The organism is Pantoea sp. GW821-FHT03E06 (assembly GCF_059420725.1).
In genome coordinates this window covers 3,131,943-3,152,997 of record NZ_JBWKUG010000001.1, presented here as the reverse complement: position 1 = coordinate 3,152,997, position 21,055 = coordinate 3,131,943, and the positions used below count along the sequence as shown (strand labels likewise).

Below are 21,055 nucleotides of genomic sequence, written 5' to 3'. Positions count from 1 at the left end.
ATATATGGGCGTTTTTTCGTTATTAATAAATCAATGGAGGAGTTCAATGTAGGGTGCGCATTAATGCGCACCGGGAATCCTGGTCGCCATGAATGGCGACCCTACAAGAGCAGAGCGTTATTTGATAAATACGCTTAGAAGTTCCAGTCTTCGTCTTCGGTCTCTACTGCTTTCCCCATAACATAGGAAGAGCCGGAACCTGAGAAGAAGTCATGGTTTTCATCGGCGTTTGGCGACAGCGCAGAGAGAATTGCCGGGTTAACCGCAGTCAGCTCCGCCGGGAACAGCGCTTCATAACCAAGGTTCATCAACGCTTTATTGGCGTTGTAGTGCAGGAAGGTTTTCACCTCTTCCGCCCAGCCTACTTCACCGTATAAGGCTTCGGTATACACCACTTCGTTTTCATACAGCGCCAGCAGCAAATCAATCGCGAACTGCTGCAGCGCTTCGCGGCGGCCAGCATCGACGTTCTCTAACGCTTTTTGGTACTTGTAACCGATGTAGTAGCCGTGCACCGCTTCGTCACGGATGATCAGACGGATCAGGTCGGCGGTGTTGGTCAGCTTGCCACGGCTCGACCAATACATTGGTAGCCAGAAACCGGAGTAGAACAGGAACGATTCAAGGAACACGCTGGCGATTTTTTTCTTCAGCGGATCCTCGGCGCGATAGTGCTCCAGCACAATCTTCGCCTTGTTCTGTAACGCTTCATTCTCTTCGCTCCAGCGATAGGCGGCATCGACATCCGCGGTATTACACAGCGTGGAGAAAATCGAGCTGTACGAACGCGCATGCACCGCTTCCATAAAGGAGATGTTGGATAGCACCGCCTCTTCGTGTGGCGTAATAGCGTCTTCCATCAGGCCCGGTGCGCCGATCACGTTCTGGATGGTGTCGAGCAGCGTCAGGCCGGTAAATACCCGAATGGTCAGCTGCTGCTGCTGCTGGTCCAGCGACTGCCAGGCTGGCAGATCGTTGGAGAGCGGCACTTTTTCCGGCAGCCAGAAGTTGCTGGTCAGGCGGTTCCACACTTCGAGGTCTTTCTCATCCTGGATGCGGTTCCAGTTAATCGCTTGAATTTGTTTTAGTTGCATAGTTTTTATCACAGTGAGCAGGAGACGCAGCCCTGCACCTCGGTGCCTTGCAGCGCCATCTGGCGCAGACGAATGTAATAGAGCGTTTTGATACCTTTCTTCCACGCATAAATCTGCGCTTTGTTGATATCGCGCGTAGTCACGTCATCGCGGAAGAACAGGGTTAATGACAAGCCTTGATCGACGTGCTGCGTGGCTTCGGCGTAGGTATCAATAATCGCTTCCGGACCAATCGAGTACGCATCCTGATAAAGGTCGAGATTGTCGTTGGTCATAAACGGTGCCGGATAATAGACGCGGCCGGTTTTGCCCTCTTTACGAATCTCAATGCGCGACACGATCGGGTGAATGCTTGAAGTGGCGTGGTTGATGTACGAGATCGAACCGGTTGGCGGGATCGCCTGCAGGTTCTGGTTGTATAACCCATGCTGCATTACCGCTTCGCGCAGCGCTTGCCAATCAGCCTGCGTCGGCAGGGCAATCCCGGCATCGGCAAACAGTTGTGCCACACGCGCGGTACGCGGCTGCCAGGCTTGCTCGACATACTTATCGAAATATTTGCCATTGGCGTATTGCGACTCGGCGAAACCGTCGAAACTTTTCTGCTGTTCCTGCGCCAACAGATTCGAGGTGCGCACGGCGTAATAGGTGACACAGTAGAAGTAGAGATTGGTGAAATCCAGCGCTTCTTCTGAACCGTACGCCATACCTTCACGCGCCAGATAACCGTGCAGGTTCATCTGACCAAGGCCAATCGCATGGGAACGACGATTACCTTCCGCTACCGATGGCACCGAGTTAATCTCACTCATTTCAGAGACGGCGGTCAGCGCGCGCACCGCGGTTTCCACGGTCTGCGCCAGATTGCGTGAATCCATGGCATGCGCAATGTTGAGCGAGCCGAGGTTGCAGGAGATATCCTTGCCGACGCGGCGATAGCTGAGATCGTCATAGAACTCGCTGGCGCTGTTGACCTGCAAAATTTCGGAACACAGGTTGCTCATGTTGATGCGGCCGGCAATCGGGTTGCTGCGGTTAACGCTATCCTCGAACATGATGTAGGGATAGCCCGATTCAAACTGAATCTCCGCCAGCGTCTGGAAGAAATCGCGCGGTTTAATGAACGTCTTGGTGATGCGATCGTCTGCCAGCATTTCGTCATAAAGCTCGCTGATGCTGATATCACCAAACGCCTTGCCGTAAATACGTTCAACATCGTACGGCGAGAACAGCGCCATATCGCGATTCTCTTTCGCCAGCTGGAAAGTGATATCCGGGATCACCACGCCAAGCGACAGGGTTTTGATACGAATTTTCTCGTCAGCGTTTTCGCGTTTGGTATCGAGGAAGCGGAAAATGTCCGGATGGTGGGCATTCAGCCACACCGCGCCCGCGCCCTGACGCGCACCAAGCTGGTTAGCGTAGGAAAACGCGTCTTCCAGCATTTTCATTACCGGAATCACGCCGGACGATTGGTTTTCAATACGCTTAATCGGCGCACCGGATTCACGCAGGTTTGAGAGCAAGAACGCCACGCCGCCGCCGCGTTTAGACAGCTGCAACGCGGAATTCACCGCGCGTCCAATCGATTCCATGTTGTCTTCGATGCGCAGCAGGAAGCAGGAGACCAGCTCGCCGCGCTGCTGCTTACCGCAGTTGAGGAAGGTTGGCGTAGCGGGCTGGAAGCGGCCGCTAAGCATCTCCGCCAGCAACTCTCGCGCTAAGCTTTCATTGCCACGAGCCAGCGTCAGCGCCACCATGCAGGCGCGCTGTTCAAAACTTTCCAGATAGCGTTTGCCGTCGAATGTTTTCAGCGTGTAGCTGGTGTAAAACTTCCATGCACCTAGGAAGGTGTGAAAACGGAAACCCGCTGCGTCCCCTTCGTCGTGCAGTTGACACAGGAAATCGAAAGCGTACTGATTCAGCACATCGGCTTCGTAGTAGCCTTCGGCCACCAGATAGCGCAGGCGCTCGCCTGCCGAGGCGAACTGCACGGTGTTGGGCTGCACATGTTGCAGGAAGAACTGACGCGTGGCTTCGTGATCTTTGCTGAACTGGATGCGGCCATTGGCATCATACAGGTTCAGCATCGCGTTGAGCGCGTGATAGTCCAGCTGCGTGCTGTTCAGGGTGTCTGTCGTTGCCAAAATTGGGTCACTCCCGCTTTTACATTAGCGATATCGTCGGGGGTTCCCATTAGCTCAAAGCGGTAGAGATAGGGAACCTGACATTTCTGCGCAATGATGTCGCCCGCCAGGCAATAGCCTTCACCAAAGTTGCGGTTACCGGCAGCAATCACCCCGCGGATCCCGCGTCGGTTGGCATCATCATTGAGGAATTGAATCACTTGTCTGGGCACTGCGCCGCGCGAACTGCCGCCGCCGTAGCTCGGCACCACTAAAATATAGGGCTGTTCAATATGCAGGTGCTGCGTGCCGTCAACCGGAATGCGGCGGGCGGGCAGGCCCAGACGAGTAATGAATCGGTGCGTGTTTTCCGACTGGCTAGAAAAGTACACCAGTGGAAACATGGCCTTATCCCCCGACTGTCGCGAGCTGGCGCAGACCGGCGATTTTATCGGGGCGGAAGCCACTCCAGTGATCGTCATGCGTCATCACCACCGGCACCTGGCGATAGCCGAGAGATTTGAGGTTGTCGATCGCTTCGGGTTGGGTATCAAGGTTGATCAGCTGGTAATCGATACCTTTGCGGTCCATGGCATTTTTTGTCGCATTGCACTGGACACAGTTGTCTTTGGTGTAAATAATAATGCGCATGATTCGTATTTCCCTTTGATTGCGGTCAGATTGCGAGATACGAAGCAAAATCCGGTTTGCATCGAACTTCGTCCTTGACGACATTTGGTAGCTGGTTGATGAGTTAAATACTAGATGTAGTGCTCTTTAGGGTCAAGCCCACCAGATATAGGGTTTTGTTATTTTGATCTTCAGATAATCGCTAAGTCCAGAGATCATGCGCCTTCCAGGCCGGAAAAATTTTTTGTAAAGGGAATGAGGTGGGAGATTAGGTCGGATTTTGTGCGATTGGGCCCTCACCCTAACCCTCTCCCGCAAGCGGGCGAGGGGATAGTTAGGTGGTACTCAATAGTTTTTTTACGAAGCGCGATCGGCCCTTTCTCCCGCAAGCGGGCGAGGGGATAGTTAGGTGGTACTCAATAGTTTTTTTACGAAGCGCGATCGGCCCTTTCTCCCGCAAGCGGGCGAGGGGAAAGTTAGGTGGTACTCAATAGTTATTTACGAAGCGCGATCGGCCCTTTCTCCCGCAAGCGGGCGAGGGGATAGTTAGGTGGTACTCAATAGTTATTTACGAAGCGCGATCGGCTCCTTCTCCCGCTTGCGGGAGAAGGTTGGGATGAGGGACAGCGCGCACAGATCGCACCCACAAAAAAGCCCCGCACGAGGCGAGGCTATTTACCTGCACTGGCAAGCTTATCGGCGAGAAGACACCAACAGCGCGCCGAGCACCAGACCGACTGCAGCACCCACACCAACGCCGTGCCACGGTTTGTCATGTACATAGGCATCAACCTGCGTACCCGCATCACGTGCCGCTTGTGACACGCGACTCTGTCCGCCGCTCAGTTTGGCACGCGTCTGTTTCAGCAACGCCTGCGCCTGGCTGCGTGCATTATCAACCTCATCTTTAGCTTCACTGCCATAAGATTTAAGTAACGCCTCTAGCGAATCGGCCAGTTCGTTTACATCCTGATTGATATCAATGTCATCGTTTTTTGCGCTTCGATTAAACATTTTTTAGCTCCCTTTGATTTAAAACGTAATACTGAGTGTAGACGAAGCGTGACTAAACGCAGGGATGTGCCAGGCTTTAGGGAAAATTCCGAATGCCCATGCCATCCTGCTGTTGTAAGGTTGCGGGGCTGTGAGAAGAGAGGAGCAAGCATGTATTTACGACCCGATGAGGTAGCACGCGTACTAGAGAAAGCGGGCTTCGAAATGGATACCCAGACGCCAAAGATTTACGGTTATCGTCGCGGCGAAAACTATGTCTACGTCAATCGTGAAGCGCGTATGGGACGTACTGCGTTGATTATTCACCCTACGCTGAAAGAGAAAAGCCACGGCTTTGCTGAACCGGCGTCGGAAATGAAAACCTGCGATCACTACACCCAATTCCCGCTCTATTTAATGGGCGATTCGCAGGAGCATTACGGCATTCCGCACGGCTTCAGCTCGCGCGTGGCGCTTGAGCGTTATCTGCAAGGCGTTTTCGGCGCCTGATGCTGCGCCCCGTGTTCGCGGGGCCGCACACCTTTCCCCTAAATCCTTACCTTCTGCCACGTTGCAAATCGTCACGCCGACGCGTATAACCCTGTGTCCATATAGATGTTCAGACGTCCATACGGATAATATTGATGCAAACTCAGGATCTCCCTCCACAGGAAAACTTTAAGCGCACCATGAAGGTACGGCATCTGGTCATGCTGTCGCTGGGCGGTGTGATTGGTACCGGATTGTTTTTCAATACCGGTTACATCATTTCAACTACCGGCGCTGCCGGCACCTTGCTGGCCTATCTGATTGGCGCGCTGGTGGTATGGCTGGTGATGGTGTGCCTCGGCGAACTGGCGGTGGCGATGCCGGAAACCGGCGCGTTCCACGTCTATGCTACACGTTATCTCAGCCCGGCAACCGGTTATACCGTCGCCTGGCTGTATTGGCTGACCTGGACGGTTGCGCTGGGATCCAGCCTGACTGCCGCCGGCTTTTGTATGCAGTACTGGTTCCCGAGCGTGCCGGTATGGCTGTGGTGCTTGGTGTTCTGTAGCGCCATTTACCTGTTAAATATCGTCTCGACGCGTTTCTTTGCCGAAGGCGAATTTTGGTTCTCCATCATCAAAGTGGTTACCATCATCGCCTTTATTATCTTTGGCGCGGGCGCGATCTTCGGTTTTATTCCGATGAAAGATGGCAGCGCGGCGCCGGGATTACACAATCTCACCGCATCAGGCTGGCTGCCGCACGGCACCTTGCCGATTCTGATGACCATGGTGGCGGTGAACTTCGCTTTCTCCGGCACGGAATTGATCGGTATCGCCGCCGGTGAAACCGAACAGCCACAAAAAGCGCTGCCGCTGGCGATCCGTACCACGGTTGCACGCTTGATCATCTTCTTTATTGGCACGGTGTTCGTGCTGGCGGCGCTGATCCCAATGGATCAGGCGGGCATTGTCAAAAGTCCGTTTGTGCTGGTGTTTGAAAAGATCGGCATCCCTTACGCGGCGGATATCTTTAACTTTGTGATCCTGACTGCCATCCTGTCAGCGGCTAACTCCGGCTTGTACGCTTCCGGCCGCATGCTGTGGTCGCTGGCCAATGAGAACACCTTGCCGCGCTGTTTTGCGCGAGTAAACCGTCGTGGCATTCCGGTGCTGGCGTTAACGGTAAGCATGCTGGGCGGGCTGCTGGCGCTATTCTCAAGCGTGATTGCGGCGGACACGGTGTTTGTCGCATTGTCGGCGATTGCGGGTTTTGCCGTGGTGGCAGTGTGGTTGAGTATTTGCGCCTCGCATTATGTGTTTCGTCGTCGCCATCTGCAGGCGGGCGGCACATTGCAACAGCTGGCCTATCGCGCGCCGCTTTATCCGCTCACGCCGATTCTCGGTTTCCTATTGTGCTTGTTAGCATGTGTCGGTTTAGCGTTCGATCCGTCGCAGCGTATTGCGCTATGGTGCGGCATTCCCTTTGTGCTGTTCTGCTATGCCGCCTACCATGTCACGCAACGACGTAAATCATCTCTTAAGGCTGAGGAGGCCAACGATGCCGCGTAATCCCATCGCCCAGGCACTAACCCACACTGACACGCTGATTCTGGATGGTGCGCTGGCCACCGAACTGGAGGCGCACGGCTGCAATCTGGCCGATGCGCTGTGGTCGGCCAAAGTGCTGATGGAAAATCCAGAGCTGATTTATCAGGTGCATCACGACTACTTTGCCGCAGGCGCACATGTGGCAATCACCGCCAGCTATCAGGCCACGCCGCAGGGGTTTGCCGCGCGTGGATTAGATGAAGCGCAGGCGCTGGCCCTGATCAAACAAAGCGTGCAGCTGGCGCAGCGTGCGCGCGACGACTATCGCGCATCATCTGCCAGCACCGCACCGCTGTTGGTGGCCGGTTCTGTCGGGCCGTACGGTGCGTTTCTGGCCAATGGCGCCGAGTATCGCGGTGATTACGCGCTACCGGAAGAGGAGATGAAAGCGTTCCATCGTCCACGCGTGAAGGCGTTGCTGGAGGCGGGTGTTGATCTGCTGGCGTGTGAAACGCTGCCGTCGTTTGCCGAAGCGCAGGCGCTGATAAGCTTGCTGGCCGAGTTCCCTGACAGTTGCGCATGGTTCTCCTTTACCCTGCGCGATGCTGAGCACATCAGCGACGGAACGCCGCTGAGCCAAGTGGCCGAGCTGGTGAATGGCGCGCCGCAGGTGCTAGCAATTGGCATCAACTGCGTGGCGCTGGAGAGCGTAACGCCAGCCCTGCGCAACTTGCAGGTGCAGAGCGATAAGCCGCTGCTGGTCTATCCGAACTCCGGCGAGCAGTACGATGCCAGCAGCAAAAGCTGGCACTCGGCACCGTCGGGTTGCACGCTGCACGACAAGTTCCATGAATGGCAACAGGCCGGCGCGCGTCTGATTGGCGGCTGCTGCCGCACCACACCGCAGGATATCGCGGCGATTGCCGCCTGTTGTCAACCGTAATAAAGCGCAGAAAAGCATCAGTACTAGCGCGATTAAGCACAGAAGGGCGGGGTAAACTCTCCTTTCTGATGCTGAAGCGGACCTGCTATGAACCTGCGACACCTTTTTCCTGCCTGTGCGCTGCTGTTGAGCGGTTGCGCCACCATTGTCGGCACTGAAACGCAACCGGTAAAAATTGACTCTGTGCCGCAAGGCGCACGTTTCACCGTGCAGGATGAGACCGGCCGCGCGGTAGCGCAGGGGTATACGCCGCAAACCGTCGAGCTGGCAAAATCCACCGGTAACTACTTTGGCAAGAAGCACTATCAGGTGATGCTGGAGAGTCCGGGCTACGTGCCGGTAACGCTGCCGATCGAGGCCAACGCGAATCTGTGGTATTTGATCGGCAATATCCCGCTGCTGGGCTTCCCCGGCTGGCTGCTGGTCGATCCTTTCTATGGCGGCATGTACGATCTCAAACCTGAACATCCGCAGCCGAAGCTGAACGTAGTAGGCGCGCGCGGCTGATATTCAGGTGCGCATGAATGCGCACCCTACGAAAACCCGGCTGCATTAACGTAGGGTCGCCATTCATAACGACCAAATCGTCATCACTGCGCGGTAGGTTTCACCATCGCCGTGGCGGGTTTATGCTGCGCCAGATATTGCTGCTGGAAAATGCACATGCGGATAGTATTGCGGTACTCGCCATTAATGAAAAATTCGTGCTTCAGCACGCCTTCCACTTCAAAGCCGAGCTTGGTGTAGATGTGAATCGCCTTCTTATTCTCCTGATCAACAATCAGATAGAGTTTGTAGAGATTCAGCACCGAAAAGCCGTAATCCATCGCCAACTTTGCCGCTTTGATGGCTAAGCCTTTGCCCTGATGGGAAGGATCGATAATGATCTGAAATTCAGCGCGGCGATGCACGTGATTAATTTCGACCAGCTCCACCAGACCCGCTTTATGCCCATCATGCTCCACGACAAAACGACGCTCGGTTTGATCGTGAATATGTTTGTCATACAGATCGGAAAGCTCGACAAACGCTTCATAAGGCTCTTCAAACCAGTAACGCATCACGCTGGCGTTGTTATCTAATTGGTGCACAAAGCGCAAATCTTCCCGCTCCAGCGGACGTAACTTAACCGTCATACGGTGTTCCTTGTGGTTGAATGTTGCTCCACAATGCGGCCCTGCGCCATACGCGCCGCGCGATCGCACATGTGATCGATCACGTCGGGATCGTGGCTGACCAGCACCATGGTTAACCCATCTTTCTGTTTCAGATCGTTGAGCAGGTTGAGGATCTCGGCCTGCACTGACATATCCAGCGCCGAAGTCGGCTCATCCAGCAGCAGGATCTTCGGCTCCAGCAGCAGGGCACGCACAATGGCTACGCGCTGACGCTGGCCGCCCGAAAGCTGATGCGGATAACGATCCGCCAGCGCCGGATCCAACCCGACATGGCGGAAACCGGCGTTAATACGATCGTCGATATTATCACGCTTCAGCATTTTCAGCGGCTCTGCCAGGGTGCGGCGCAGACGATGACGTGGATGCAGCGAGGCATAGGGATCCTGAAATACCATCTGCACATCGCGGCGCAACTGTCCGGTAAACGCTTTGCCCGGTTGCACGGCGGTGTTTGCCAGCGACATGCTGCCGCTCCAGTGCGGATTCAATCCGGCCAGCACCCACAGCAGCGACGACTTGCCGCAGCCCGACGGACCGACCAGACCAAAGCATTCCCCCGCGGCCACCTGCAGCGACACATCGTGCACTACGGTGCGCAGCTCGTAACCTTGCTTGTGCGACACGCTCAGGTTGGCTAACTCAATCATAATTTCTCTCCAGCGCGGCACGGTCCAGCACCGGTAAACGTTCGCCGTGCGTGGCTTTGCTCGGACGACAGGCCCACAACGTGCTGGTGTAAGGATGGCTGGCGTTGGACAGCTCAGACGCCGGCAAGGTATCCAGCACCCGGCCCTGATACATCACCATCACGCGTTCGCAGTGTTCGGCAACCTGTTGCAGATCGTGGCTGATCAGCAGCAAACCCATATTGCGCTGTTCTACTAAACGGCGAATCAGCGCCAGCACCTGATCGCGCATAGCATGATCGAGCGCCGACGTCGGTTCATCGGCAATCAGCAATTCGGGATCGGTAATCAGGGCGATCGCCAGCATCACGCGTTGTCCCATGCCGCCAGACAGTTGATGCGGATAGCGCTTCATTAACTGACGCGGATCGGGCAAGCCGACCGCATCGAGCATTTCACACACCTTCTCTTTGCGCTCGGCGCGGCTCAATTTGTGGTGCAGCACCAGCGGCTCTTCCACCTGCCAGCCAATGGTGCGCGTGGGATTGAGTGCGTATTTTGGATCCTGCATCACCATCGCCACTTTACTGCCGCGCAGCTGGATCCAGTCGCGCTCGCGCAGGCTCAATGCATCGGTGCCGACAATCTGCAAACGGTCGGCCTGCAGCTGCAGCGAAGGCGACAGCAAGCCCATTAGCGTGCGGGCGGTCAGCGATTTACCGGAACCGGATTCCCCCACTAGCGCAACGCGTTCGCGGCCAATTTGAAAGCCGATATTGTCAACCAGCAGCGCATCATCGCTGCGGATCGTCAGGCCTTGTACATCAATTAACGGGTCATTTGGCATGGCGAGTATCCAGTCGATCGCGCAGGCCATCGCCTGTCAGGTTAAACGCCAGGCTGGCGAACAGAATGGCTCCGCCGGGCGCGGCGGCAACCCACCATTGGTCGAAAATCACTTTACTGCCTTCGGCCACCATCGAACCCCATTCGGCGGTTGGCGGTTGCACGCCCATGCCGAGAAAGCCCAATCCGGCGGCAGACAAAATAATACCGCCGAGACTCAGTGCGGCGCGTACCACCGCCGTTGGCATACACAGCGGCAGAATGTGGCCAAACATCAGGCGCAAGCCGGTGATGCCCTGCATCCGCGCGGCCGCAAGATAATCACTGCGGCGCAGCGCCAGCGTTTCGGCACGCGCCTGACGCGCGAACGGCGGCCAGCTGGTGAGCGCCAGCGCCAGCGCGCCATTCATCAAACCAGGACCAAGCATGGCGACCAGCGCCAGCGCGATCACCAGATTCGGCAGCGACAGGAAGATATCGGTGATGCGCATTAATACGCGTTCGGTCCAGCCGCCCACGTAACCGGCAGTGATGCCGACCAGCAGGCCAACCGGAATGGTCAGCACCAGAATCAGCGACACCAGCAGCAACGTCGGGCGCGCACCATAAATCACGCGCGACAGCAAATCGCGGCCAAAGCCATCGGTGCCGAACCAGTGCAGCGCCGACGGCGCTTGTAAACGCTGGGAGATGATCTGCGCATTGGGATCAAACGGCGCCAGCAAGGGTGCGAACAGCGCCATCGCCACCACAATCAGCACCAGCGTCAGGCCGATAGTGAGCGAGGTCACGCGGGCGCGCCGGCGGCGCGGGCGCAGCGTTTCCAGTTCAGAGAGTTGTTGAGTCATCGGGTTCTCGGATCGGTTAACCAGGTCAGGGCGTCGGCCAGCGCGTTGAGCAGAATGAAGCAGCTGCCAATCAGCAAGGTCGAGCCGAGAATCGCCGGTACATCAGAGGAAAACAGCGCGTTAGTCATATAGCGACCGACGCCCGGCCAGGCAAATACCGTTTCGGTCAATACCGAACCTTCCAGCAGCGTGGCGTAGGAGAGGGCGATGACGGTAATCAGCGTGCCCAGCACGTTAGGGAAAATATGGCGCAGCAGGATGCGGCTGCGGCTGGCGCCTTTGGCGCGCGCCAGTACCACATACTCTTTGTTGCTCTCTTCCAGCAGCGCAGCGCGCAGCAGGCGCGTAATTCCCGCCATCGCCAGCAGACCAAGAATCACCACCGGCAGCCACAGGTGGGCAATGGCATTGCGGAACATTTCGGGATCGCCGGACATCCAGCTATCAATCAGCACAAAGCCGGTTTTCGGCTCCAGCGTGTAGATCCAGATGTCGTCGAGCTGGCCCGGTCCGGCCGACCAGTGCAGCACGGCGTAAAACAGCAGCAACCCCAGCAAACCCAGCCAGAACACCGGCACAGAATAGCCGAGTAGCGAAACAAAACGTGCGACGTTATCGATAATGCTGCCTGGCTTCCACGCCGCCAGGAGCGCTAAAGCAATGCCGAACACCGCGGCAAAAATCATTGCACAGGTTGCCAGTTCAAGGGTGGCCGGGAAAGTACGCATCAGATCGGCGCTAACCGGCTGGTTGGTGAGATGCGATAAGCCGAGGTCGCCGTGCGCCAGATGGCTGATATAGCGCCAGAACTGCACCAGCACCGGCTGATCGAGCCCGAGATCGCGGCGTACCTGCGCATAGGTGGCCTCGCTGGCGTGATCGCCGGCGATCTGCTGCACCGGATCGACAGGCGACAGATGCGACAGCATAAAAGTGAACGCTAACAAACCGATCAGCGTCACCAGCAGAGAAAGCAGGCTGGTGACGAGGTGGCTAACGCGTTGCCAGAGCGGCCGGGCGAACCCGGCCTGTGAAGCTGACACTGCCATTACTTAGAAACCTGCGAGTAGTACACCATGTCTGGGTTGATGCCCTGCACATAGCCTTGCAGATTGTCGCGCAGCGCAATCAGGTTTTTTGCCTGCAAGCCAATCACATACGGCGAGTTTTTCAGCACTTCACGCTGCATCGCCTGATACAGCTCAACGCGCTTATTGGTATCGCTCTCGGCGGTGGCGGCCAGGGTTTGCTTGTTCAGCTCTGGAATGTGCCAGTCAGAACGGTACGCCACGGTTTTACTGCCATCTTCCGGGTTGTAGGCGAAGGAAGCCGCGTTGGTGTTCGGATCGAAATAGTCCGCGCCCCAGGCGTTCAGAGTGGCTTGATATTTGTGCGCTTTCACGCGGGTAGAGACTTCCGAACTCAGGCCCGGCTGCACTTCCACTTTCACACCACCTTTAGCGAAGCTGCCCTGCAACGCCTGTGCGATATCGAGATAAGGCGGCTGGTTGCTGGTGGAGAGCGTAAAGCTGACGTTGGTCAGGCCGGCTTTCTTCAGAATCGCTTTGGCTTTCTCAGGATCGTAGCTGTATGGCGTGTCGTTAATTGCACCGAGGAAACCTTTCGGCAGGAAAGTTTGGTGCACGTCGAACTGGCCTTTCAACAGGTCGTTGGCGATGCCTTTATAATCGAACAGGTAACGTGCCGCTTCCCACAGCGCCGGGTTTTTCAACACCGGGTTATCGCCGGTATTGAACTGAATGTAATAGAGCGACGCCATAGGAATGGCTTCCGTTTTCACGCCCGCCTTGCCTTTTAATGAGGCAATCTGGTCGGCACCAAGGTTACGTGCGATATCCACATCACCCTGTTCCAGCAGCAGGCGACGCGCAGCCGGTTCCGGCACGTTTTTGATCAGGATATTTTTCAGCTTCGGTGCGCCCGCTGGAGAGGTTGGGTTCGCCGCCAGCAGAATCGCTTCATGCAGCACCACTTTGCGAATCTGATACGGGCCGCTGCCGGCCGAATGGGTGCCGAGCCAGGCGTGGCCAAAATCGCCGTTTTTCGCATTCGCCTGCGCAGTTTTCTCATCCACAATTGAGGAGACTGGCGCAGACAGCAGGCTCAGTACATAGGCCGGGCTGACGTTGGCGCTCCAGCTAATCTGTACATGATTGTCATCGACCTTTTTCAGGAAGGTATCAACATTGTCTTTATTCCAGCCGAGCTGGGTAAGAATAAAGGAGGGATCGAGGTTCAGTTTAACTACGCGACCGAGTGAGAAGATGACGTCTTCCGGACGCAGCGGGTTGCCGCTGGCGAACTGTGCGCCTTTGCGCAGTTCAAACGTCAGGCTGCGATTATCATCGGCGGCTTTCCAGGAGGTGGCCAGCGTTGGCTGCAAATCGGTGGGGTTAGTCGGATCGGACTGAACCAGACGTTGATAGATGTTAGTGAACGCTTGCACCGTCGTGAGCTCAAAGCCTTGGGCGGGATCGAAGCTATCGGCATCATCCGTTGACTGCGCAATAACCAGAGTATCTTTTGGTGTTGCTGCCTGAACCGAGAAGGCGGCCGCCAGCGATAACGCCAGCAGTGAGGGAATGATTTTTTTCATGTTGTTTCCTTGCCTTAAAAAGTAACGCGAGTTTACGAGAGCGCGGCAGTGAAGAATAGTCAATTTGAGGCTATGCATATGCATTAATGATCTAAGTCGTAGGGTTCAGTTATAAGGCTTGTTCTAGACCTAAAGCTGTTTGCCCGGTGCGCATAAATGCGCACCCTACGAAAAACAAATTTCCTTGTAGGGTCGCTATTAATGGCGACCGGAATAGTTAATATCAACTCAACTACAACGGAATTTAAATGAGTGTTGAGTTACAGATAATTAACTTTACTTCGCCTTTGCCAGGAATATAATAGCCGCAATTTCAAAGCAGGAGAATTCAGTTGGACAGTCACCCTTTTAGATGGCAACACAAGGCAAGCTGACGCGCGAATTCTTTTGTCGCTGCTTGCCACTATGGCGGGCAGCAATCCTCCTCTTTCTGATGATTGTTCCCTCTTATACGACACTGTAGCGGGCTAAAGCCCGTGGGAATAGCATCATGCACATGATTTTAAACGCACTTTTCCCTCCGCCTCGATGCGCGCGCTGAATCTCAGCGTGCTAAATTTCCCTGCGCACGAGTCAGGTTGTTACTGACTTATTGCGTGGTGTTTTCCATCGTCATTAATAATGACTCGTTATTTAACGAGGACGTCGATCCGCCATTAATTTCCGGGAGGTGATATGGAAATTCCCGACAGGTTATTTTTAATTTAACAACGCTTAAGCGTTAATTTAATTCCCCCTTTATGTGTGCCCGGCACGCAGGGATATTTATTGCCGTAAAAAAGAGGAATGTCATCATGACTGACATGAAACTCAACCAGGACAAAAAAGCCTGGAACACTACGCGCCAGCCGCGTCAAAAAACCCCCCGTTATCTGATTGAAGATGAAGCCGGTTTTACCGCCGATGAAACGCTGGTACGCCTGCGCAGCGATGCGCTTGGCCTGAATGAGCGTGAAGCCGAAGCGCGCTTAGCGGTGTATGGCCGTAATCAGGTGGAACATGACAAAGCGCCACCGGCGCTGGTGCAACTGCTGCAAGCGTTCAACAACCCGTTTATCTATGTTTTGATGGCGCTGGCGCTGGTGAGCTTTTTCACCGATTACTGGCTGCCGCTGCGCAAGGGGGAGGAGACCGATCTGACCGGTGTCATCATCATTGTGACGATGGTAACGCTCAGCGGTTTGCTGCGTTTCTGGCAGGAGTTCCGCACCAACAAAGCGGCGCAGGCGCTGAAATCCATGGTGCGCACCACCGCTACCGTGCTGCGTCGTGAATCGGCGCAGGAACCCCCTGTTAAACAGGAAGTGGATATCGCCACACTGGTACCGGGCGACATTATCTATCTTTCCGCAGGGGATTTAGTTCCTGCCGATGTGCGTCTGCTGGATTCGCGCGATCTGTTTATCAGCCAGGCGATTTTGACTGGCGAATCTTTGCCGGTTGAAAAGTATGACGTCACGGCCAATGTCACCAGCAAAAGTAGCAGCACCAGCGAGCAGGGCGCTTCACTGCTGGAATTGGGCAGCGTATGCCTGATGGGCACCAACGTCTCCAGCGGCAGCGCCAAAGCCGTGGTGGTGGCGACCGGCAGCGAAACCTACTTCGGCAGTCTGGCGAAATCGATTGTTGGTAACCGCTCACAAACCGCCTTTGACCGGGGTGTTAACAGCGTCAGCTGGCTGCTGATCCGCTTCATGCTGGTGATGGTGCCGATCGTTCTGTTGATTAATGGCCTAACCAAAGGGGACTGGCTGGATGCCTCATTGTTTGCGCTGGCAGTGGCGGTAGGTTTGACGCCGGAAATGCTGCCGATGATCGTCAGTTCCAATTTGGCGAAAGGCGCGATTGCCATGTCACGCCGCAAAGTGATCGTCAAACGCCTGAACGCGATTCAAAACCTTGGCGCGATGGACATCCTGTGTACCGATAAAACCGGCACGCTGACGCAGGACAACATCATTCTCGAGCATCATCTGGATTGTGCTGGAGTAGAAAACTCACGCGTGCTGATGCTGAGTTGGCTCAACAGCCACTATCAAAGTGGCACGCTGAACCTGATGGATCGCGCCATTTTGCAGTACGGCAAAAACCGCGTCAGCGAGGCGGTGGGCGACAGCTACATCAAAGTGGATGAACTGCCGTTTGATTTCATCCGTCGTCGCGTCTCGGTGGTGGTACGCGATCGTCGCCTGAATCAGCAGATGCTGATCTGCAAAGGGGCGGTGGAAGAGATGCTGAGCATCGCCACCGCCGAGCGTGAAGGCAAGCTGGTACAGCCGCTGAACGAAACGCGCCGTGCAGAACTGCTCGCGCTGGCGCATCAATATAATGAACAGGGCTTCCGGGTGCTGCTGGTGGCCAGTCGCGTGCTGGCGGAGCCTGGTTTACAGCAGCCGCTAAGCGTGGCGGATGAACAGGGATTAACCGTTGAAGGGCTGCTGACCTTCCTCGATCCGCCGAAAGAGAGCGCGGCTAAAGCGATCGGCGCACTACGTGAAAATGGCGTCAGCGTTAAAGTATTAACCGGCGACAATCCTGTGGTGACGGCGCGCATCTGCCAGCAGGTTGGCATTGATAGCGGTGCGATTGTTACCGGCGATCAAATTGCCCTGATGAGTGACGAGCAGTTGGCGGCCGCAGCGGCGCAAAGTTCCGTCTTCGCTAAACTCACGCCGCTACAGAAATCTCGCATCCTGCGTGCGTTGCAGCAGCAGGGACATACTGTTGGCTTCCTGGGGGATGGCATTAATGATGCGCCAGCGCTGCGTGATGCCGATGTGGGGATTTCCGTTGATAGCGCGGCCGATATCGCGAAAGAATCTTCCGATATCATTCTGCTGGAGAAGGATTTGATGGTGCTGGAAGAGGGCGTAATGAAAGGACGCGAAACCTTCGGCAATATCATCAAGTACCTGAATATGACCGCCAGTTCTAACTTTGGCAATGTGTTCTCGGTGTTGGTCGCAAGCGCCTTTATTCCGTTCCTGCCGATGCTGGCGATTCATCTGCTGATCCAGAACCTGATGTACGATCTGTCCCAGCTGGCGCTGCCGTGGGACAAAATGGACCGCGAATTCCTGCGTAAACCACGCAAATGGGATGCGCGTAATATCAAACGCTTTATGTTGTGGATTGGGCCAACATCGTCAATTTTTGATATCACCACTTTTGCGCTGATGTGGTACGTATTTGCGGCGAATACGCCAGAAATGCAGTCGCTGTTCCAGTCAGGCTGGTTTATTGAAGGCTTGCTGTCACAAACGCTGGTGGTGCACATGCTGCGCACGCAGAAGATTCCGTTCATTCAGAGTCGTGCTGCGCTGCCGGTGCTGTTGACTACCGCATGTGTGATGATCGCCGGTATTCTTCTGCCGTTCTCGCCGCTTGGCACCATGGTGGGTTTAGTGCCGCTGCCGTGGACGTACTTCCCATGGCTGGTGGCAACGCTTCTCGGCTACTGCGTGGTCGCGCAGGGCATGAAAATGCTCTACATCAAGCGTTTCGGTCAGTGGTTTTAAGCACATGGAGACGATATGCGGAACCGGAATCTCAATAAGGTGGTATTCCATCTGATCTTAATGATGGTGATCATCGTGGTGTTAACGCTGGTATTTCGTTAACAAAAATAAAGGGCAGGATTTCCTGCCCTTTTCTTTACTCTTCGTCTGGCTGGTAATACTGCACGCCGATTTCAATGCGCTCGCGACCGCTGGCAACGCGATGTCGATTACTGTCGCGCAGCGAATAAATGCAGCCGCAATACTCCTGCTGATAGAAACGTTCACGCTTGCTGATTTCGATCATGCGTGACGATCCCCCGCCTTTGCGCCAGTTAAACTCCCAATAAAGCATGTCAGGATAGTGGGCTGCGGCACGAACACCGCAGTCGTTAATCTGCTGCATATTCTTCCAGCGCGAAATGCCGAGAGAACTGGTGATTACCGGGAAGCCGTTTTCATGCGCATACAGCGCGGTACGCTCAAAGCGCATATCAAAACACATGGTGCATCGCACGCCGCGCTCCGGCTCCCACTCCATGCCACGCGCACGTTCAAACCAGTTATCTTTGTCGTAATCGGCATCAACAAACGGCACGCCAAACTGTTCGGCAAAGCGGATGTTCTCCTCTTTGCGTAGCTCATACTCTTTCAGCGGATGAATGTTCGGGTTGTAGAAGAAAATGGTGTAGTCAATGCCGGAAGCCAGCATTGCTTCCATCACTTCGCCCGAGCAGGGGGCACAGCAGGAGTGCAGCAGTACTTTATTATGGCCATTGGGTAAGGGCAGCGGCTGGCGTTTAAAGGTGTCAGACATAAGAGGAACTGGTTGATTGGGTGATGGGTAAAGTCTAAGGGGATTGGATGGAAGATGCAAAAATCACTGATTATTTCACCGCTTTGCGCTGAAGGGCGCTTTCTGTTCGGGCACACTTACAAGGGGTAATTAATGATATAAATTAAAGTTATAGTGATTTTAAGGTGATGTTTATTTAAAGGTTTGCGGTTAATGGCTTATTTAAAAAAGCATAGTGGTGTTAATTTTAATCAAGCATTCAGCTATTTTCTTACAACATAAAAGCGCATTAAAATTAAATTTATTACAATCAAATGATTAATCTTTATTCGTCAATGATTGAGCTGTTTTTGTGAGCCTTACCGCACTAATTACATGTCGATCTTTAGGTTGAGAGGGTTATTGATAAGCGTCAAAAAAATGTCACCGGGCTCCTCGCTATGATGCGTGCTGTTTCAGATAAGGTGTGCGTAATAAATAGAATCAACAATCACGCACCGGGAAAGGGATGTGTTAGCCGGGACAAGTGGTAAAGGATGATGCGTTATACTCTCAATGCCTGCTTAATATTTGATGCGGTAGACGGCACCCTAACTCCGTGTGACAGCGCTACATCTGAAAGTCATCTTTCTGTCACCGCCAGTACATTATTACTTTTCTTTCTGCAAAATACCGGCGTTGTTAATCGAGACGAAGTACTTAAGCGCGTCTGGGATGATAACGGCCACACCTCATCCAATAGCAACCTGAATCAATATCTCAGCATGCTGCGTAAGACATTCCGCCTTTACGGCGTAGACAATGTTATCGTGAGCATCTCGCGAGGCAATCTTCAGCTAAATCCGGCTATTAGCGTTGAAGTTATGACATCCCCAGCCAATCTTTTACCTGATATTGTCATCAATACGCCGGATACCTTCTCCACCGCGGATAATTTCTCGTTAAGTACAACCTTCTGGTATCTCGCCAGCGCAATATTATTGAGCCTGGCTTTTTTACTGATGATATTCACGTTTTATGACGGATTGGCTGCGTCAGCCACAACGTTGACACATTTACATCAGGAGCAATGTGAATTATCTGTAGAAGAAGAGATGTTGGCGACATTTAATCAAACTGCCTATGTCAAAAATTTTAATGCCGTGCGAAAAAACCTCAATGTTGAGTGTTTACCTGGCCGGAAATTTATTTTCTTCTATGGGGATAAATTGCAAAAGCAAGGTCTTGGTCGCGTTTTCTTAGCCCACTGTGCTAAACAGAGAGGGAATGACTTCAGCTACTGCGATAGCTATTTCTATTATTCATGGAATCCTACATGAAAATCGCGCCGCGTCCGTTTTTTATCGCTTCTGCGTTTGTTACTGCAGCAACTGCACTCATTTCAGGTTGGCATTTTTTATCAGAGCGCAAGGTAGATGAGTTGAGTTGTGCAACCAAAGCCATTATGCGTTTTGAAGGCATGCAGTATGAGAACATCAATGCGAATGTTCATTTTAATTTTCGCGAGCAGGGTAAGGGTTCACTGATCGTTGAGGGATATACCCACTCAGCATCCGGATCGCTGTATTTACAGCGCTATGTTTCGTTCAATTATTCCAGTCAACGTATTTCACCCGCTGAACGTCAGTATCGTATTGTTCAGTGGCAAGCGAGTGCCTCCTCTATAGATGAATCTCCCGATGTGATATTCGATTACTTCATGCGTGAGATGTCCGATAGCCATGACGGCCTTTTTCTTAGCGTACAAAAGCTAAATGACAAAGCAGTATTGATCGGTTCTATCAATTCCCCTCTTTTTGTTTGCACTCTGAAACCGGGTAACAAACTCAGCTGAACGCTCTTTTCTTACGACGACACTGCAGTGCTCATTTACAGCTCTCCCCAGCCCCAAAGCATCCGTCCTTAATCCCACACGAAATAATGATGTTGCCCACACTTTTCCCATGGTGGCGAACCTCTTTTTATCACCCAGGCAGCATTTAAATAACAAAGCTTATAGACCGTATTCGACGCTTCAATGCAGGCAGTGAGCTTGTCTGAGGGAACAACCAAAACAGGATAAAAGGATAAAAATCACGTATCAGAGACATAAAAAACAGAATTTATATCTAAATATATCAAGGTTGTGGATTTATGTTTCGTTAAGTTTTGCATTCCCTATATTGAGTTTCGAACCGGTAACGACGGTTTACTGCGGCCAGTTAGGCGCTCGACAACCATGGAGGAGAGGTTATGGGAGATGCATTAGGGCTGATCGAAACCAAAGGATTAGTCGCCTGTATTGAAGCAGCAGATGCAATGTGTAAATCCGCCAATGTACAGCTGATTGGTTATGAAAATGTGGGGTCTGGTTTAGTTACCGCCATGGTGAAAGGAGATGTTGGCGCCGTGAAAGCCGCAGTGGAATCCGGTGTGGAATCTGCAGAACGGCTGGGTGCTGTAGTGACGTCGCTGGTGATTGCGCGTCCTCATAACGATATCAACAAAATTGTCATCAAACACAAAGCTTAAACGGGAGAACGCAAATGGGCGATGCATTAGGTCTGATTGAAACCAAAGGCTTGGTGGCCTGTATCGAAGCCGCTGATGCCATGTGTAAAGCCGCCAACGTAGAGCTGATTGGCTATGAAAATGTCGGTTCGGGGCTGGTGACGGCGATGGTCAAAGGGGATGTCGGCGCGGTAAAAGCGGCGGTGGATTCAGGGGTGGAATCTGCACAGCGTATCGGTGAAGTCGTCACCTCATTAGTCATTGCGCGTCCGCACAACGACATCAACAAAATCATTATGCAGTACAAAGTGGCTGAATAAAGGGAGACACAA

The 21,055-nt window shown here is 53.7% G+C and carries 21 protein-coding genes; 9 read left to right on the top strand and 12 right to left on the bottom strand.

Features of this window, described 5'->3' with window-relative positions:
- Positions 1–134: 134 nt before the first annotated feature.
- The 5 genes from nrdF to AC07WB_RS14710 form a co-directional block, all read right to left on the bottom strand.
- The gene (nrdF, locus tag AC07WB_RS14730) at positions 135–1,094 is read right to left on the bottom strand and encodes a class 1b ribonucleoside-diphosphate reductase subunit beta (protein ID WP_494940736.1); all 960 of its coding nucleotides are present in this window, start codon (positions 1,092–1,094) and stop codon (positions 135–137) included.
- An 8-nt stretch (positions 1,095–1,102) separates the two neighbouring features.
- Positions 1,103–3,241, bottom strand: coding sequence for a class 1b ribonucleoside-diphosphate reductase subunit alpha (gene nrdE / locus AC07WB_RS14725; protein WP_494940735.1), 2,139 nt, complete (start codon positions 3,239–3,241; stop codon positions 1,103–1,105).
- Entirely contained in the window at positions 3,220–3,624 is a 405-nt protein-coding gene (gene nrdI / locus AC07WB_RS14720) for a class Ib ribonucleoside-diphosphate reductase assembly flavoprotein NrdI (protein WP_097096336.1), read from the bottom strand. The genes nrdE and nrdI overlap by 22 nt, the downstream gene beginning before the upstream one ends.
- Before the next feature lie 4 nt (positions 3,625–3,628).
- Entirely contained in the window at positions 3,629–3,871 is a 243-nt protein-coding gene (gene nrdH, locus AC07WB_RS14715; RefSeq protein ID WP_400456977.1) for a glutaredoxin-like protein NrdH, read from the bottom strand.
- A 672-nt stretch (positions 3,872–4,543) separates the two neighbouring features.
- Positions 4,544–4,864 (bottom strand): DUF883 family protein, encoded by a 321-nt coding sequence (locus tag AC07WB_RS14710; protein WP_097096338.1) that lies wholly within the window; start codon positions 4,862–4,864, stop codon positions 4,544–4,546.
- Positions 4,865–5,014: 150 nt separating this feature from the next.
- Here AC07WB_RS14710 and AC07WB_RS14705 point away from each other — a divergent pair, with 150 nt between their 5' ends.
- The 4 genes from AC07WB_RS14705 (at position 5,015) to AC07WB_RS14690 (ending at position 8,332) form a co-directional block, all read left to right on the top strand.
- Positions 5,015–5,353, top strand: a complete 339-nt coding sequence (locus AC07WB_RS14705; protein WP_007886422.1) for a DUF2002 family protein — start codon at positions 5,015–5,017, stop codon at positions 5,351–5,353.
- Between the two features lie 134 nt (positions 5,354–5,487).
- The gene (gene mmuP / locus AC07WB_RS14700; RefSeq protein WP_494940734.1) at positions 5,488–6,903 is read left to right on the top strand and encodes an S-methylmethionine permease; all 1,416 of its coding nucleotides are present in this window, start codon (positions 5,488–5,490) and stop codon (positions 6,901–6,903) included.
- Entirely contained in the window at positions 6,893–7,825 is a 933-nt protein-coding gene (gene mmuM, locus AC07WB_RS14695; RefSeq protein WP_494940733.1) for a homocysteine S-methyltransferase, read from the top strand. The genes mmuP and mmuM overlap by 11 nt, the downstream gene beginning before the upstream one ends.
- A gap of 87 nt (positions 7,826–7,912) precedes the next feature.
- On the top strand, positions 7,913–8,332 hold the full coding sequence (locus tag AC07WB_RS14690) for a hypothetical protein (RefSeq protein WP_097096341.1): 420 nt from the start codon (positions 7,913–7,915) through the stop codon (positions 8,330–8,332).
- 83 nt (positions 8,333–8,415) lie between these two features.
- Here AC07WB_RS14690 and speG read toward each other — a convergent pair whose 3' ends face one another.
- From speG to AC07WB_RS14660, 6 genes are read right to left on the bottom strand one after another with little or no spacing between them, the layout of a single operon-like run.
- Positions 8,416–8,961, bottom strand: coding sequence for a spermidine N1-acetyltransferase (gene speG / locus AC07WB_RS14685; protein WP_494940732.1), 546 nt, complete (start codon positions 8,959–8,961; stop codon positions 8,416–8,418).
- Positions 8,958–9,650: an ABC transporter ATP-binding protein gene (locus AC07WB_RS14680; protein ID WP_097096342.1), complete on the bottom strand. Its 693-nt coding sequence runs from the start codon at positions 9,648–9,650 to the stop codon at positions 8,958–8,960. Before AC07WB_RS14680 ends, speG begins: the two co-directional genes overlap by 4 nt.
- Complete coding sequence (locus AC07WB_RS14675) at positions 9,643–10,476, bottom strand: ABC transporter ATP-binding protein (protein ID WP_494940731.1); 834 nt, start codon at positions 10,474–10,476, stop codon at positions 9,643–9,645. The genes AC07WB_RS14680 and AC07WB_RS14675 overlap by 8 nt, the downstream gene beginning before the upstream one ends.
- Positions 10,466–11,323: an ABC transporter permease gene (locus AC07WB_RS14670; protein ID WP_008101592.1), complete on the bottom strand. Its 858-nt coding sequence runs from the start codon at positions 11,321–11,323 to the stop codon at positions 10,466–10,468. The genes AC07WB_RS14675 and AC07WB_RS14670 overlap by 11 nt, the downstream gene beginning before the upstream one ends.
- The gene (locus tag AC07WB_RS14665) at positions 11,320–12,372 is read right to left on the bottom strand and encodes an ABC transporter permease (protein ID WP_494940730.1); all 1,053 of its coding nucleotides are present in this window, start codon (positions 12,370–12,372) and stop codon (positions 11,320–11,322) included. Before AC07WB_RS14665 ends, AC07WB_RS14670 begins: the two co-directional genes overlap by 4 nt.
- Positions 12,372–13,940, bottom strand: a complete 1,569-nt coding sequence (locus AC07WB_RS14660; RefSeq protein WP_494940729.1) for an ABC transporter substrate-binding protein — start codon at positions 13,938–13,940, stop codon at positions 12,372–12,374. The genes AC07WB_RS14665 and AC07WB_RS14660 overlap by 1 nt, the downstream gene beginning before the upstream one ends.
- 794 nt (positions 13,941–14,734) lie before the next feature.
- On the opposite strand from AC07WB_RS14660, the gene mgtA reads away from it, so the two are divergent.
- Positions 14,735–17,458, top strand: coding sequence for a magnesium-translocating P-type ATPase (mgtA, locus tag AC07WB_RS14655; RefSeq protein ID WP_097096346.1), 2,724 nt, complete (start codon positions 14,735–14,737; stop codon positions 17,456–17,458).
- 136 nt (positions 17,459–17,594) lie between these two features.
- On the opposite strand, the gene AC07WB_RS14650 is transcribed toward mgtA, so the two are convergent.
- Positions 17,595–18,254 carry an epoxyqueuosine reductase QueH gene (locus tag AC07WB_RS14650; RefSeq protein WP_097096347.1) on the bottom strand — a complete coding sequence of 220 codons (660 nt, stop codon included), beginning with the start codon at positions 18,252–18,254 and terminating at the stop codon, positions 17,595–17,597.
- Positions 18,255–18,772: 518 nt separating this feature from the next.
- On the opposite strand from AC07WB_RS14650, the gene AC07WB_RS14645 reads away from it, so the two are divergent.
- From AC07WB_RS14645 to AC07WB_RS14630, 4 genes are all read left to right on the top strand, one after another.
- Positions 18,773–19,552, top strand: coding sequence for a winged helix-turn-helix domain-containing protein (locus tag AC07WB_RS14645; RefSeq protein WP_494941077.1), 780 nt, complete (start codon positions 18,773–18,775; stop codon positions 19,550–19,552).
- Complete coding sequence (locus tag AC07WB_RS14640) at positions 19,549–20,067, top strand: FidL-like protein (RefSeq protein ID WP_494940728.1); 519 nt, start codon at positions 19,549–19,551, stop codon at positions 20,065–20,067. The genes AC07WB_RS14645 and AC07WB_RS14640 overlap by 4 nt, the downstream gene beginning before the upstream one ends.
- Positions 20,068–20,465: 398 nt before the next feature.
- Positions 20,466–20,744 (top strand): BMC domain-containing protein, encoded by a 279-nt coding sequence (locus AC07WB_RS14635; protein WP_064739612.1) that lies wholly within the window; start codon positions 20,466–20,468, stop codon positions 20,742–20,744.
- Positions 20,745–20,758: 14 nt separating this feature from the next.
- Complete coding sequence (locus AC07WB_RS14630) at positions 20,759–21,043, top strand: BMC domain-containing protein (RefSeq protein ID WP_097096351.1); 285 nt, start codon at positions 20,759–20,761, stop codon at positions 21,041–21,043.
- Positions 21,044–21,055 lie beyond the last annotated feature (12 nt).